The following is a 15,196-nucleotide window of genomic DNA, read 5'->3' on the forward strand; positions in this document are numbered from 1 at the left end:
TATTATACAGGTTGCGTTGCTCCGCCCCGTTCTTCCAACCGTTTGACAGACCATCCGAAACCATGGCAGCAACAGGTGGAGGAGAATTTCTGCCATGGCAAAACGGTCTGATACGCAAGGGCGGCTCGACGATGCGGCGCGGGCCGGCTGGCTCTACTACGTCGCGGGGCGAACCCAGGACGAGATCGCCGCGGCCATGAGCATTTCGCGGCAGTCGGCCCAGCGGCTGGTGTCGCTCGCGGTTGCCGAACGGCTGATCAAGGTGCGCCTCGACCACCCAATTGCAGCCTGCCTGGAACTCGCCGAGGCCTTGCGCAAGAAATATGACCTCAAGCATGTCGAAGTGGTGCCGAGCGATCCGGTGGGGGGCTCCAGCACCGTCGGGATCGCCGAAGCCGGTGCCGCCGAGATCGAACGCTGGCTGAAGCGCCCGGACCCGATCGTCATCGCGGTCGGCACGGGCCGGACGCTGAAGGCTGCCGTCGACCAGCTGCCGCCGATGGAGTGCCCGCAGCACCGTATCGTGTCCTTGACCGGCAATATCGGGCCGGACGGATCGGCCGCCTTCTACAACGTCATCTTCTCGATGGCGGACGCCATCAAGGCGCGGCATTTTCCTATGCCGCTGCCGGTTCTCTGTTCCTCCGCCGAGGAGCGCGAGACCCTGCACGACCAGGCGCTGGTGCGCTCGACGCTCGAACTCGGGGCGCAGGCGGACGTTACCTTCGTGGGCATCGGCGAACTTGGGGCCGACGGGCCACTCTGCGTCGACGGCTTTCTCGGCAAGGAGGAAATGCAAAAGCTCGTCCGGGAAGGCGCGGCCGGCGAGATCTGCGGCTGGGTCTATGACAATCAGGGCCGGCTTCTCGCCAATTCCATCAACGATCGCGTCGCCAGCGTGCCGATCCCCTCGCGGGAGACCTCCTCCGTCATCGGTCTGGCGCAGGGACGCAGAAAGTTCCAGGCGATTTCCGCCGCGCTCAAGGGCAATATCATCAACGGTGTGATCACCGACGAGGCGACTGCGGAGCAATTGCTCGGTCGGTGAGCAAAAATTACAGCTAGCAAAATCAATCAGATAACCGATGTCTGCTGCATTGCAGCGACGATTGGTGATTGACTTTCTCCGCCATTATGTGGGTAATTGCCCATGAGCAAAGCGAATGCTCGTTACTCATCTTCTGGGAGGAAGATATGACATTGAAGACGATTTTGCTGGGCGCCTGCTCGGCGCTGGCGCTTGCCGGCCTTTTCTCCACCGCAGCTTCGGCTGAAACCCTCACCATCGCGACGGTCAACAACGGTGATATGGTCCGCATGCAAGGCCTGACTTCCGAGTTCACCAAGGCGAACCCGGATATCCAGATCAACTGGGTCACGCTGGAAGAAAACGTGCTGCGCGAGCGTGTCACCACCGACATCGCCACCAAGGGCGGCCAGTACGACATCCTGACGATCGGCAATTACGAAGTTCCGATCTGGGCCAAGCAGGGCTGGCTGCTCGAGCTGAACAAGCTCGGCGACAAGTACGACACCAACGACATCCTGCCGGCGATCAAGGGCGGTCTGACCGTCAACGGCAAGCTCTATGCCGCGCCGTTCTACGGCGAGTCGGCGATGATCATGTATCGCAAGGACCTGTTCGAGAAGGCCGGCCTCAAGATGCCGGAAAACCCGACCTGGGAATTCATCGGCGATGCGGCTCGCAAGATCACCGACCGCAAGACCGACGTGAACGGCATCTGCCTGCGCGGCAAGGCCGGCTGGGGCGAGAACATGGCGTTCATCACGGCGCTCACCAACTCGTTTGGCGGCCGCTGGTTCGACGAAAAGTGGACCCCGCAGTTCGACCAGCCGGAATGGAAGGCAGCGCTGCAGTTCTACGTGGACCTGATGAAGGATGCCGGCCCGTCCGGCGCATCCTCGAACGGCTTCAACGAAAACCTGACGCTGTTCCAGCAGGGCAAATGCGGCATGTGGATGGACGCCACCGTGGCCGCCTCCTTCGTTTCCAACCCGAAGGATTCCAAGGTTGCCGACAAGGTGGGTTACGCGCTCTTCCCGGTGAAGGGCGAGATGAAGAACCATGGCAACTGGCTGTGGTCGTGGAACCTCGCGGTTCCGAACTCTTCGAAGAAGGCTGACTCGGCGCAGAAGTTCATCTCCTGGGCAACCAGCAAGGAATATACCCAGCTCGTCGCCGCCAAGGAAGGTTGGGCCAACGTTCCTCCGGGCACCCGCACCTCGCTCTACAACAACGCCGACTATCAGAAGGCCGCCGCCTTCGCAGCCCCGACCCTTGCTGCGATGGGCGCTGCCGATATCACCAAGCCGACCGTCAAGCCGGTGCCCTATACCGGTGGCCAGTTCGTGGCGATCCCTGAATTCCAGGCGATCGGCACGAATGTCGGCCAGTTGTTCTCGGCAGTCGTCGCCGGCCAGTCCACGGTCGCCGATGCGCTTGCCCAGGCCCAGACGGCTACGACGCGCGAAATGAAGCGCGCTGGTTATCCGAAGTAAGCTCCAGAGCCACGGCTGTCCGGCAATCCTGCGCCGGACAGCCGGATCTTGGCCGAGATCATCCGCCTTGAGATTTGAGGCGGCCGGCGATTAGGCAAGGCAATCCGGCAACAACCAGACAACAACAAAAACCTGCATCCTGCGTCGGTCTCCTTCCCCAAAAGAAAAAGGCGCGGGATAACTGGAACGACCACGTTCCATGGGAGGGCGTCGATATGGCAACGCAAAACACCAAGACGTTGGCGCGCCTGATGATGGCGCCCTCCGTTCTGCTTCTTCTCGTCTGGATGATCGTACCGCTGGCGATGACGCTGTGGTTCTCGTTCCAGAACTACAATCTGCTCGATCCGTCCAATGTCAGCTTTACGGGTCTGTTCAACTACGAGTTCTTCTATACCGACCCCGCCTTCTTCCAGTCGATCTGGAACACGCTGGTCATCGTCGGCGGGGTGCTGCTGATCACCGTCATCGGCGGTATCGCCATCGCACTCCTCCTCGACCAGCCGATCTTCGGGCAGGGTATCGTCCGCATCCTGATCATATCGCCTTTCTTCGTGATGCCGCCGGTGGCCGCGCTCGTCTGGAAGAACATGATCATGAATCCGAGCTACGGGGTATTTGCCGATATCTCGAGGTTCTTCGGGCTCCGGCCGGTCGACTGGTTCGCGCAATATCCGCTGTTTTCGATCGTCGTCATCGTCGCCTGGCAGTGGCTGCCGTTCGCAACGCTCATCCTGCTGACCGCGCTGCAGTCGCTCGACGGCGAGCAGAAGGAAGCGGCGGAGATGGACGGGGCCAATTTCCTCAACCGGTTCGTCTATCTCGTGCTGCCGCATCTCGCTCGGTCGATCACCGTCGTCATCCTCATCCAGACGATCTTCCTGCTCGGCGTCTATGCGGAAATCCTGGTCACCACCAATGGCGGCCCCGGTTACGCCTCCACCAACCTCGCCTTCCTGATCTATCGCACGGCGCTCCTCGGCTACGATGTCGGCGGTGCCTCGGCAGGCGGCATTATCGCAGTCGTGCTCGCCAACATCGTCGCCTTCTTCCTGATGCGCGCCGTCGGCAAGAACCTGGACCGGTAGGAGAAGATCATGGCACGCAACGTTACGACAAGACACAAGGTCACCGCCACCGCCGCCGCCTGGATCGTCGCGCTGATCATCTTCTTCCCGATCCTCTATACGATCATCACCAGCATCAAGACCGAGCCGGAAGCGATCGCGGGCTTCAGCCTTTGGCCGTCCGGCACGTTCGAGAACTACATCACCGTGCAGACGCAGCGTGATTACCTGAAGCCGTTCATGAACTCGGTGATCCTGTCGGTCGGCTCCACCATCCTGGCGCTGATCATCGCGATCCCATCAGCCTGGGCCATGGCCTTCTCGCCGACCAAGCGGACCAAGGACATCCTGATGTGGATGCTTTCCACCAAGATGATGCCGGCGGTCGCGGTTCTGGTGCCGATCTACCTTCTGTTTCGCGATTTCGGCCTGCTCGACAGCCGCATCGGCCTGACCGTCATGCTGACGCTGATCAACCTGCCGATCGTGGTGTGGATGCTCTACACCTACTTCCGCGAAATCCCGGGCGAAATCCTGGAAGCGGCGCGGATGGATGGGGCGGGGCTCTGGCAGGAGATCGTCTACGTGCTGACGCCGATGGCGGTGCCGGGCATTGCCTCGACGCTGCTCCTCAACATCATCCTCGCCTGGAACGAGTCGTTCTGGACGATCCGGCTGTCGACCACCAATGCGGCGCCGCTGACGGCCTTCATCGCCTCGTTCTCCAGCCCGCAAGGCCTGTTCTGGGCGAAGCTTTCGGCCGCGTCCACCATGGCGATCGCGCCGATCCTCATCCTCGGATGGTTCTCACAGAAACAACTCGTTCGCGGCCTCACGTTTGGCGCGGTTAAGTAAGGAAAACGGACATGGGCAGCATCACGCTCCAAAAAGTGTCGAAAGTGTTCGGCGAGGCCAAGGTCATTCCGTCGATCGATCTCGAAATCACTGACGGCGAATTCGTCGTCTTCGTCGGCCCATCCGGTTGCGGCAAGTCCACGCTGCTGCGCCTGATTGCAGGGCTGGAAGATGTCAGCGGCGGACATATCCTGATCGACGGCAAGGACGTCACCCAGTCTGCCCCCGCTGAACGCGGCCTGGCGATGGTGTTCCAGTCCTATGCGCTCTATCCGCATATGAGCGTGCGCAACAACATCGCCTTCCCGCTGAAGATGGCGAAGATGGAAAAATCCGCGATCGACAAGAAGGTGACGGATGCGGCCCGCGTGCTGAACCTCACCGACTATCTCGAACGGCGCCCCTCGCAGCTCTCCGGCGGCCAGCGCCAGCGCGTCGCGATCGGTCGGGCGATCGTCCGTGAACCCTCGGCCTTCCTGTTCGACGAGCCGCTTTCCAACCTCGATGCCGCATTGCGCGGAACGATGCGGCTGGAGATCAGCGACCTGCACCATCAGCTCAAGACGACGATGGTCTACGTCACCCACGACCAGGTCGAAGCGATGACCATGGCCGACAAGATCGTGGTGCTGAACCGAGGCAATATCGAGCAGGTCGGTTCGCCGCTCGATCTTTACAGGAGCCCGCGCAACCTGTTCGTTGCCGGCTTCATCGGCTCCCCGCACATGAACTTCGTCGACGGTGCCTATGCGCAGTCGAAAAATGCCAAGACCGCCGGCATCCGGCCGGAACACTTGAACCTTTCCAAGGACAGCGGCATCTGGCGCGGCACGGTGAAGGTCGCCGAACATCTCGGCGCCGACACGTTCCTGCATCTCGATGTCGAGGGCATCGGCCAGATCACCGCGCGATGCGACGGGGAGTTCGGCGCCTATCACGGTGACACGGTCTACATGACGCCCGATGAGGCCAAGCTGCATCGGTTCGACGACAAGGGCCTCGCCCTGAAGGCCTGACCGGCCATATCGGAGTAAAGACAATGACTGTGAAGCTTTCGCTGGCGAGCTTGAAGGACGCTGCGGCCACCGCCGCGGTGCCGGCCTATGATCCCAAGGGCCTGACTGCCGGCATCGTGCATTTCGGCGTCGGCAATTTCCACCGCGCCCACCAGGCGATCTATCTCGACGACCTGTTCAACACCGGCAAGGCGCATGACTGGGCAATCATCGGCGCCGGCGTCATGCCGTCCGACGGTGCCATGCGCGACAAGCTGAAGGCGCAGGATTTCCTGACCACCGTCGTCGAGCAGGACAACAACAGAACCGCCGCCCGCATCACCGCGCCGATGATCGACATCATTGCCCCCGGCGACGTCGCGACCCTGATCGAGACGCTGGCCGACCCGAAAATCCGTATCGTTTCGATGACGATCACCGAAGGCGGGTATTTCATCGACGCTTCCGGCCGGTTCAATCCCGCCCACCCGGCAATCGCCGAGGACGGCCGGAACCCTTCGAGCCCGAAGACCGTCTTCGGCCTGATCCTCGCCGGCCTGAAGGAGCGCAAGGCACGCGGCGTCACACCCTTCACCATCATGTCCTGCGACAACATTCCCGGAAACGGCGAGGTGACGGAGAACGCGATTATCGGGCTTGCCCGGCTTTCCGATCCGGACTTCGCCCATTGGATTCACGAGAACGTCGCCTTTCCCAGCTCGATGGTCGACCGCATCACGCCGGCGACCGGCCAGCGCGAGATCGACATCCTCAAGAACGATTTCGGCATCGACGACAACTGGCCGGTGTTCTGCGAGGAATTCAAGCAGTGGGTGATGGAGGACAAGTTCCCCGCCGGCCGGCCGCGGCTGGAAGAGGTCGGCGTCCAGTTCGTGCCGGACGTGGCACCCTATGAGTTGATGAAGATACGCATCCTCAACGGCGGGCATGCAGCCATTGCCTATCCGGCCGCCCTTCTCGACATCCATTTCGTGCACGAGGCGATGGAGCACAGGCTGATCCGCGGCTTTCTGGAAAAGCTGGAGAAGGACGAGATCATTCCGGTCATCCCGCCGGTGCCGGATACCAACCTCGTCGACTACTACAAGCTGATCGAGCGGCGGTTCTCCAACCCGAAGATCGGCGATACCATCCCCAGGCTGGCGCAGGACGGCTCCAACCGCCAACCGAAATTCATCCTGCCCTCGACGGCCGACCGGCTCGCCAAGGGCCAGGACATCATCGGCCTGTCGCTGGTCTCGGCACTGTGGTGCCGCTACTTCGCCGGCACCTCCGACAGCGGCAAGGAGATCGTCTTCAACGACGCCAGCGCCGACCGCCTGAACGCCGCGGCGCTGAAAGCCAAGGATAACCCGGACGCCTTCCTTGCGCTTGGCGATATCTTCGGCGACGTTGCGAAATCCGAGCTGTTCCGCACCCGCTTTGCGCATGCGCTGAAGACGCTCTGGGAGCAAGGGACGGCAAAGACGCTCGAGCTCTATCTCGACGGCAAGCTCGTCAAATAGCGGGTGATGGACGTGCAACAGGCGGCGGGACCACTGGTGATCTTCGATTGCGACGGGGTTCTCGTCGACAGCGAGCCGGTTTCCGTGCGCGTGCTGGTCGATGCGCTGCGCCGCAAGGGGGTCGAGATGGACGCGGAGGAAGCCTATCGCCGTTTTCTCGGCCGCAGCCTCGGCACCGTCACCAAGACGATGCGCGAGGAATTCGGTGTCGAGGCGGACGATACCTTTCTCGAAGACATGCGCCACGATCTTTACGCCCGCTTCCGCGCCGAACTGCAGCCGATGCCGGGCATAACCGAGGCGCTGGATGCCTTGAATTTCCGCCGTTGCGTCGCCTCGTCCAGCCAGCCGGAACGTATCCGTCTGTCGCTGACGCTGACCGGGCTGATCGACAAGCTGGAGCCGAACATATTTTCCGCCACGATGGTGGAAAAGGGCAAGCCGGCGCCGGATCTCTTCCTGCATGCGGCCAGCGAAATGAGCGCCGATCCCAAAAACTGCATCGTCATCGAGGACAGTCCCGCCGGTATTCAGGCGGGCCACAGCGCCGGCATGTCGGTCTTTGCCTTCGTCGGCGGTTCGCATGCCAGCGTTCCCGGCTACCGGGAGCAGATCGACGCGCTTTCGCCGGAAGTCGTGTTTGACGCCATGCCGGATTTGATCCACCTTGTCCAAAAACATATAGAGGGTCGCAGCGGCTCCGTTTCTTCGACCGTGCTTTAGTGCGATCCTTGGAACTGCAGGGCGACAAGGGACAGGAAACGAATCCGGATGCGTGATCATCTCGTTGCGGTCGATATCGGCACGGGCAGCGCCCGCGCCGGCGTCTTTGATCGCAGCGGGCGCCTGCTTGCCAAGGCCAAGCACCCGATCGCGATGTTCCGCCCCAGGCAAAACCACGCCGAGCACGATTCCGAGGATATCTGGGCGGCCACCTGCCGCGCCGTCAGGGAGGCTATGGCGGAGGCAGGCATCGCTGCCGACCGTATCGCCGCGATCGGCTTCGATGCCACCTGCTCGCTCGTCGCCCGCGACCGGGAGGGCAGGCCGCTCACGGTTTCCACGACCGGCAAGGCCAACCAGGACACCATCGTCTGGCTCGACCATCGGGCGATCAAACAAGCCGACCAGCTTTCCGCCACCGGCCACAAGGTGCTCGAATTTTCCGGCGGCTCGCTGTCGCCGGAGATGGAAATGCCGAAGCTGATGTGGCTGAAACAGCATCTGCCGCAAAGCTGGGCGAAGGCAGGCTATCTCTTCGATCTCGCCGATTTCCTCACCTGGAAGGCGACCGGCTCGCCCGCACGTTCCCGCTGCACGCTGACTGCCAAGTGGAACTATCTCGCCCACGAAAACCCCGGCTGGAGTGCCGATTACCTGTCGCTTGCCGGCCTCGAAGACCTGCTCGAAAAGGGCGGTCTGCCGGACGAAACGATCGGCGTCGGGACAAGTCTGGGAAGCCTGAGCAGGCAGGCGGCCGATGGGCTCGGCCTCGACACGAAGGTGCAGGTGGCCCCCGGCATGATCGACGCCTATGCCGGCGCCTTCGGCGTGCTCGGCGGGGTGTCGGGTGGTGCCTCGGGTGGCTCGACGCTCGAGACCAGCGTGGCGTTGATCGGCGGCACGTCGAGCTGCATCGTCGCCTTCACGAAAGATTCCAAGCCCGGCCGCAGCCTCTGGGGTCCCTATTACGAGGCGATCCTGCCCGGCCACTGGCTGGTCGAGGGCGGACAATCGGCCGCGGGCGCGCTGCTCGATCATATCGTGATGATGCACGCGGCCGGTGGCGAACCGACGGCGGAACTGCATGGCCGCATCATCGCCCGCGTCGGAGAGTTGCGCAGCGAGACCGAGGGCGATATCGCCCCGAACCTCCACGTCCTGCCGGATTTCCACGGCAACCGCTCGCCGCTTGCCGACCCGCACGCGACCGGCGTCATCAGCGGCCTGACGCTCGACACCTCCTTCGACGGCCTCTGCCGGCTCTACTGGCGCACCTGCGTCTCGATCGCGCTCGGCATCAGGCACATTCTTGATGCGCTTTCGGGTTACGGCTACCGCTTCGAAACCCTCCACGTCACCGGCGGCCACGTCAACAACCCGCTGCTGGTCGAACTCTACGCCGACGTCACCGGCCGCAAGGTGGTGATCCCGGAGAACCGGGACGCAGTGCTGCTCGGCACGGCGATGGCGGCCGCGGTTGCCGGGGGCGTATTCGGCTCGCTGTTCGAAGCAGGGCAGGCGATGGACGGCGGGGGGACGGAGTTGCTGCCGGACCCGGCGCGGGCCGAGCAGTACGGGCTGGATTACCGCCGGTTCCTGGCGATGGTCCGTCACCGGGAGGAATTACGGGGGATGTCGTAGGCCCTGCGCGGCTTTGCAAGACCGGGCGCTTCAGCGCATTTGCAGCCACCGCAACCGTCGAGACACCGCAGTCTAATAGTTCATCAGCAGGTTCGGAGCGCCCGAAGATCCGAAACGGGGCTGCACGCCGAGCAACGGCGCTGATCGACCGATAATCTCCTTGATCATCGGGGCGGCGGTGGATGCCGCCGTGCGTCCGCCGTGTTCGCCTGTCTGCGGAGCATCGATGATCGAAAGCACGATGTATTTGGGCCTGTCCATCGGGAAGGCTGCGACGAAGGCATTGAAATTGATGTCCTTGGCATAACGTCCGTTGATCACCTTGTCGGCCGTGCCCGTCTTGCCGCCGACCTGGAAACCTTCGACCTGGGCGCCGCGTCCGGAGCCTTTCACGCCGTTCCAGGTGAACAGGTAGCGCATATCGGCGCTGGTGCCCTGCTTTATCACCGGGCGAGAAACCTGTTCGGCCTCTTGTCGGGAGCGGGGAAGAAACGTGGGAGGAACAAGAGTACCTCCATTGATCAGAGCGGCGGCGGCAACCGCCGTCTGCAGCGGCGTGGTTGCCACACCATGGCCGAACGAGATGGTGACCGAGTTGATCTTCTTCCACGTCCTCGGCTGGGTTGGCGTTGCCACCCCCGGCATCTCGGTCTCCATCCTGGAGAGAAGCCCGAGCTTCGTGAGGAACTGCTGATGGCCGTCGATCCCGACCCTATCCGCAACCGCCGCGGTGCCGATATTCGATGAATACTGGAAGACTTCGGAGATCGTCAGCGGCCGGTTCTTTCCGCGGAAGTCCTTGATGGTGAAACCGCCCATGCGGATCGGCCGGGACGCATCAACGACGGAATTCAGGGTGATCTTGCCTTCGTCCAGCCCCATCGCCAGCGTGAAGCTCTTGAACGTCGAGCCCATCTCGAACGTGGCATTGCTTATCCGGTTGAACCAGCCCTTTTCGTAGTCCTTGTCGACACTGCCGTCAGGCAACATCCGCGACGGTTCGTTCGGGTCGTAGTCGGGCACCGATGCCATCGCCCTCACCTCGCCGGTATCGACATCAAGAACCACGGCGCCCGCAGCCTCGGCCCTATAGGCGGTCATCGCGTTGGCGACGACCTGGCGTACGATATTCTGGACGCGGAGATCGATGGAGAGCCTCACGGGTTCGAGCGGGACCCCGCCGGTGAGCCCGGCCAGGCGAAGGTCGCCAAGGCCCTGCTGATCCAGATATCGCTCCATCCCGGCGAGGCCCTGGTTGTCGACATTCACATGGCCGACGATGTGAGAGGCGGTGACGCCGCCTGGATAGAACCGACGTTTCTCCGGTCTGAATCCGATGCCTGGAATGCCGAGCGCCAGTATATCCGCCTGCTGTTTCGGGGTGAGTTGCCGCTTCAGCCACTGGAATGCGGTCTGCGATCTCAGCTTCTTGTGAGTTTCGCTCCAGTCGAGGTTGGGGATGACGAAGGCAAGCTTTTCGACGACCTCGTCCGCATCGACGATCCGGCGCGGGTCGGCGTAGAGCGAGGTCATGTTGAGGTCGGTGGCCAGCAGCGCTCCGTTGCGGTCGACGATGTCCGGCCTGGATGCGACGGGACTACTGAAAATTGCTCCCGTCGCGGCCGGTTCGGCAAGACCGTATTGGACAAGGCGCGCGCCGACGATGAAATAGATCGCAAGGAAGCCGGCGATCAGGATCCCAAGCCTCTGCCGTGCTTCTTTCTTCCGGCGCGCGCTTGCGCCCATGAAGGTCGCATTTTTCGCACCGACATTGCTCCTAACGATGAAATGTGCACGGCTTCTCAGCCGGACGACAAAAGAGATCATTCCGAACAAATCCAAAAAACATATCAGTCGAAGGCAAAAATCGAGCGGTTCGTCAGCCGCTGGATTGCAGCCTGCACGCGGTTGAACCGGAAGCCAACAGGAGAGTTCCTGGCGTGGCGGAGATGTTTAAAGTTGTATTAATATACAATTAAAGTTGTATTCGAGTGCGCGCGGAAGATTAACCGACGCTTGTCGGGATTGGACGTGCCATCGCCATCTCTCTCGTCTGCGCCGATTGTGGTGGAGTACTCGGCAACCTGTTCGAAGCAGGGAAGGCGATGGATACCGCCGGGATGAGTTGCGTGGGATGGAGCCGGGCTCGGCGCCCGGGAGCCTCCTCGCAGGGGCTAATGCAGATGCCTCAACTTGTCGGGATTGCGCACGATATAGATGGCCGTGATCTTCCCGTCCTCGATATCGAGCGCGGTTGTCTGCAACTCACCGTCGGCCTCCATCGTGACGAAGCCCGGCAATCCGTTGACGAACCCGGCGCGAACGAGTGTGGAGCCGTTCTTCTGAAACTGATCCGCGAGATAGGCGTGCACTTTCATTACCGCCTCGAAGCCGAGAACGGGCTCCGTGGCCGCAGGGCGCTTGCCGCCACCGTCGGCATGAACGCTGACGTCTGCCGCCAACATGGCACCCAGCGCTGTCATGTCACCGCTGCGCGAGGCGGCGAAGAAGGCCTCGGCAAGCTCGACGCCCCGTTTTTTGTCGACCTGGAAACGAGTTCTCGCCTCGCGAACATGGGTGCGCGCGCGGGCAGCAAGCTGGCGGCAGGCGGCCATGTCACGCTCGATGGTGGTTGCGACTTCCTCGAATCCCAGCCCGAAAACGTCGTGCAGCAGGAAGGCCGCGCGTTCCAGCGGTGAAAGGCGTTCGAGCGCCAGCATCAGCGGCAAGGTGACGTCTTCTTCCTTTTCCTCTTCCATGACCGGATCGGGAAGCCAGGGGCCGATATAGGTCTCGCGCTGTCGCCGCGCCGATTTCAGCTGATCGAGGCAGAGCCGCGTTACGGTGCGGCGCAGGAATGCCTCCGGTTCGCGTATCTCTTGGCGATCGGCCTTCATCCAGCGGATGAAGGCCTCCTGCACCATGTCCTCGGCGTCGGATACGGATCCGAGCATGCGGTAGGCGACGCGCATGAGCTTCGGACGCAGCGGGTCGAAGCTGGCTGCCGCGTCCGAATGGTCGAGACCCTGCATCAGGCCGCTGCCTGAGCGGTCTTGGCACCCGCGGCGTTGTTCCACAGGCCAAAGCCTACCGCCAGGCGGTTCCAGCCGTTGATGACATTGATCATCAAAGTCAGTTTCACCTGTTCCTCCTCCGTGAATTCGGCTTTCAGAGCCTCGTAGCTGCTTCCGGATGAATGACCTTCGGACAGCCGGGTCAGGGCTTCGGTCCAGCCTAGCGCAGCGCGCTCGCGATCGGAATAGCATGGAGCTTCACGCCAGGCGGACAGCAGGTAGATGCGCTGCTCGCTCTCGCCCCGCGCCCGCGCTTCGATCGTGTGCATATTGATGCAGTTGGCGCAGCCGTTGATCTGCGAGGAGCGGATTTTTACGAGTTCGATGAGGCTGGGCTCGAGGCTCGCATCAACATCGGTCGAGACGCCCATCCAGGCCTTCATCAGCGAGGGAGCGGCGGCGAAAGGGTTAAGTCTGGCACTCATGGTTCGTTTCCTTCTGTTGGTTACGACACCATGACGAGACAGGATCCGCCCATGTGACATGTCCGCAAGATTTTTCCTGAATATCTGAGCGGGGAGCCGGCTGCGGTCGCTTCTCCTATATCCGCCATCTCACTGCTCCTTGCTCCGCCGCTCCCTCCCACCTACATCTCACCCGCCAACCTGGAGACGCCGATGATCCTCGACGCCGCACGCCTTTCGCTCGCCAACCTTTTCGCACCCGAAACCCGTTCCGTGTTCTGGAAGACGCTGGGTCTCACCGCCCTTGTACTGATCGGTCTCTGGTTCGCCCTGCGCGAAGTCTTCATTTTTTATGCCTGGCCGTGGTTCGCGGCCTTTTTCCCGGACCTGCCGGATTGGGCGGGTTGGCTCACCTTGTTTGCGGCGATTGCTGCAGGCATCGGACTGGCGCTGGCGCTCGCTCTGCTGATCGCGCCGATCACGGCGCTGATCGCCGGCCTGTTCCTTGACGACGTCGCCGAAGTGGTCGAGAAGCGCGATTATCCGATCGATGCGCCCGGCAAGGCGATGCCGCTCGCCCAGGCGATCATCGGCTCGATCCAGTTTCTGGGCGTCGTCATCGTCGGCAATATCGTGGCCCTTTTCCTGCTGTTCATCCCCGGCATCAACCTGATCGCCTTCTTCATGGTGAACGGCTATCTGCTCGGCCGGGAATTTTTCGAGTTCGCGGCGATGCGGTTCCGCACGCCTGCGGAAGCACGGGCCTTCCGTTCGAAACATTCCTCCACCGTGTTCCTGGCTGGCCTTCTGATCGCGTGTTTCCTGGCGGTCCCGATCGTCAACCTGCTGACGCCGCTGTTTGCCGCGGGCCTGATGGTGCATCTCCACAAGGCGGTCTCAAAGCGCGATCCCGGTTTCAAGCTTTAGGCGGGGAGGGCTCAGGGAGGCCGCAATCGCCGCCTTACTCGACGGGCTCGCCGATTAGCTGCTGCGGCAATTCCACAAGCGGCGCCGGCACGTCGACGGTCTTTTCCGGCGAGCGGCAGAGATCGGCGATCACGCAGCGCTCGCATTCCGGTTTTCGCGCCTTGCAGCAGTAGCGGCCGTGCAGGATCAGCCAGTGGTGGGCGTGGAAGAGATACTGGTCTGGGATCACCTTCAGGAGGTTTTCCTCGACCTCGTCGGGCGTCTTGCCCGGCGCCATCAAGAGCCGGTTGGCGATGCGGAAGACATGCGTGTCGACCGCCAGTGTCGGCACGCCGAAGGCCATCGACATCACCACATTCGCCGTCTTGCGGCCGACGCCCGGCAGGCGGATCAGCTCTTCGCGCGTTTTCGGCACTTGCGAGCCGAACTCGTCGATCAGCATGCGACAGAGTGCGATGACGTTCTTCGCCTTGTTGCGATAGAGCCCGATCGTCTTGATATACTGGGTGACGCCCTCTTCGCCGAGCGCCAGCATCTTTTCGGGCGTATCGGCGACCTTGAACAGCGCCCGCGTCGCCTTGTTGACGCCCGCATCGGTCGCCTGGGCGGACAGTGCCACCGCCACCACCAGCGTGAACGGGTTTACGTGCTCCAGCTCGCCCTTCGGCTCCGGCCGCTGCACCGAAAAGCGGCGAAAAATCTCCTCCATCTCCGCTTTCGAATAGGCGGATTTGAAGCGCGTGGGTTTGGGTGCGGCCTTGCGCTCGGGCGCGTGATTTGACTTTTGCGGGGTGCTGGTTTTGGATTTGATCTTTGGAGTCGCCATATGCCTGTATAGGCATCCCGCAGGAGGGAAATCAACGTGGACGTTTCCGAGGAACAGCCCGTTTTTGCAGCCGAACTGACGCCCTACCGTTCGCTCGGCAGAACGGGCTTTCGTATCGTTCTGGTTCTGACGGGCGGCATCTGCCTCCTCTATGGCGGCTTTTTCCTGATTACCGGCGCCTATCCGATCGGTTTCTTCTTCGGGCTGGATTTCCTCGGCCTCTACATCGCCCTGAAGATGAGCTACCGCTCGGGCCGCGCGCGCGAGGAAGTGACTGTCTCGCGCAGCAACCTGTCGATCCGGAAATTCTCGCCGGCGGGGCGTGTGGTGGAGCACCGTTTCAATCCGTTCTGGGCGCGCTTCAATGTCCGCCGCCATGAGGAATTCGGCATCACGTCCATGTCTGTGACGGGCGAGGGGCGCGGCACCGATATCGGCTCCTTCCTCAATCCGGACGATCGGGAAAGTTTCGCCAAGGCCTTCAGAGGAGCCCTGGCAACCGTCAAGCAGCGCGTCTAAGTGGGTTGGAAAACCTGCAATAGGGGCAAGAAACGGGTGGTTTCGGTCAAGCCGAAGGCGCATCTAAGCAGCATACCAGTTGCACAGCGATTTTTGCGCGCCCAAGGTCCAGGTTGGCC

At 62.1% G+C, this 15,196-nt stretch carries 14 protein-coding genes; 10 read left to right on the forward strand and 4 right to left on the reverse strand.

What is annotated here, in order from left to right; all coding sequences use genetic code 11:
• The first annotated feature begins 94 nt into the window (after positions 1 to 94).
• From C5J26_RS00495 to C5J26_RS00530, 8 genes are all read left to right on the forward strand, one after another.
• Positions 95 to 1,048, forward strand: a complete 954-nt coding sequence (locus C5J26_RS00495) for a sugar-binding transcriptional regulator (protein WP_105400070.1) — start codon at positions 95 to 97, stop codon at positions 1,046 to 1,048.
• A gap of 146 nt (positions 1,049 to 1,194) precedes the next feature.
• Complete coding sequence (locus C5J26_RS00500; RefSeq protein ID WP_046634479.1) at positions 1,195 to 2,520, forward strand: sugar ABC transporter substrate-binding protein; 1,326 nt, start codon at positions 1,195 to 1,197, stop codon at positions 2,518 to 2,520.
• Between the two features lie 215 nt (positions 2,521 to 2,735).
• A complete protein-coding gene (locus tag C5J26_RS00505) occupies positions 2,736 to 3,608 on the forward strand; it encodes a carbohydrate ABC transporter permease (protein ID WP_105400071.1) in 873 nt (290 codons plus the stop codon).
• Between the two features lie 9 nt (positions 3,609 to 3,617).
• A complete protein-coding gene (locus C5J26_RS00510) occupies positions 3,618 to 4,442 on the forward strand; it encodes a carbohydrate ABC transporter permease (RefSeq protein WP_105400072.1) in 825 nt (274 codons plus the stop codon).
• A gap of 11 nt (positions 4,443 to 4,453) precedes the next feature.
• Positions 4,454 to 5,458: an ABC transporter ATP-binding protein gene (locus tag C5J26_RS00515; RefSeq protein WP_046634483.1), complete on the forward strand. Its 1,005-nt coding sequence runs from the start codon at positions 4,454 to 4,456 to the stop codon at positions 5,456 to 5,458.
• A gap of 23 nt (positions 5,459 to 5,481) precedes the next feature.
• Complete coding sequence (locus C5J26_RS00520) at positions 5,482 to 6,963, forward strand: mannitol dehydrogenase family protein (protein WP_105400073.1); 1,482 nt, start codon at positions 5,482 to 5,484, stop codon at positions 6,961 to 6,963.
• A 12-nt stretch (positions 6,964 to 6,975) separates the two neighbouring features.
• A complete protein-coding gene (locus C5J26_RS00525) occupies positions 6,976 to 7,686 on the forward strand; it encodes an HAD family hydrolase (protein ID WP_371681875.1) in 711 nt (236 codons plus the stop codon).
• A 48-nt stretch (positions 7,687 to 7,734) separates the two neighbouring features.
• Positions 7,735 to 9,327 (forward strand): FGGY-family carbohydrate kinase, encoded by a 1,593-nt coding sequence (locus C5J26_RS00530; protein WP_105400075.1) that lies wholly within the window; start codon positions 7,735 to 7,737, stop codon positions 9,325 to 9,327.
• Positions 9,328 to 9,399: 72 nt separating this feature from the next.
• Here C5J26_RS00530 and C5J26_RS00535 read toward each other — a convergent pair whose 3' ends face one another.
• The 3 genes from C5J26_RS00535 to C5J26_RS00545 all read right to left on the reverse strand — a co-directional run bounded on the left by C5J26_RS00535 (position 9,400) and on the right by C5J26_RS00545 (position 12,826).
• A complete protein-coding gene (locus tag C5J26_RS00535) occupies positions 9,400 to 11,154 on the reverse strand; it encodes a penicillin-binding protein 2 (RefSeq protein ID WP_105400873.1) in 1,755 nt (584 codons plus the stop codon).
• A 347-nt stretch (positions 11,155 to 11,501) separates the two neighbouring features.
• Positions 11,502 to 12,359, reverse strand: a complete 858-nt coding sequence (locus C5J26_RS00540) for a sigma-70 family RNA polymerase sigma factor (protein WP_105400076.1) — start codon at positions 12,357 to 12,359, stop codon at positions 11,502 to 11,504.
• On the reverse strand, positions 12,359 to 12,826 hold the full coding sequence (locus tag C5J26_RS00545) for a carboxymuconolactone decarboxylase family protein (protein ID WP_046668331.1): 468 nt from the start codon (positions 12,824 to 12,826) through the stop codon (positions 12,359 to 12,361). Before C5J26_RS00545 ends, C5J26_RS00540 begins: the two co-directional genes overlap by 1 nt.
• A gap of 192 nt (positions 12,827 to 13,018) precedes the next feature.
• On the opposite strand from C5J26_RS00545, the gene C5J26_RS00550 reads away from it, so the two are divergent.
• Positions 13,019 to 13,732, forward strand: coding sequence for a sulfate transporter family protein (locus C5J26_RS00550; protein WP_105400077.1), 714 nt, complete (start codon positions 13,019 to 13,021; stop codon positions 13,730 to 13,732).
• A gap of 34 nt (positions 13,733 to 13,766) precedes the next feature.
• Here C5J26_RS00550 and nth read toward each other — a convergent pair whose 3' ends face one another.
• Complete coding sequence (nth, locus tag C5J26_RS00555) at positions 13,767 to 14,558, reverse strand: endonuclease III (protein WP_105400078.1); 792 nt, start codon at positions 14,556 to 14,558, stop codon at positions 13,767 to 13,769.
• Between the two features lie 36 nt (positions 14,559 to 14,594).
• Here nth and C5J26_RS00560 point away from each other — a divergent pair, with 36 nt between their 5' ends.
• Entirely contained in the window at positions 14,595 to 15,077 is a 483-nt protein-coding gene (locus C5J26_RS00560; RefSeq protein ID WP_105400079.1) for a DUF2244 domain-containing protein, read from the forward strand.
• The last annotated feature ends 119 nt before the right edge of the window (positions 15,078 to 15,196 follow it).

The sequence above is a fragment of the Neorhizobium sp. T7_12 genome (genome assembly GCF_002968535.1).
GTDB classification, from domain to species: Bacteria; Pseudomonadota; Alphaproteobacteria; order Rhizobiales; family Rhizobiaceae; genus Neorhizobium; species Neorhizobium tomejilense.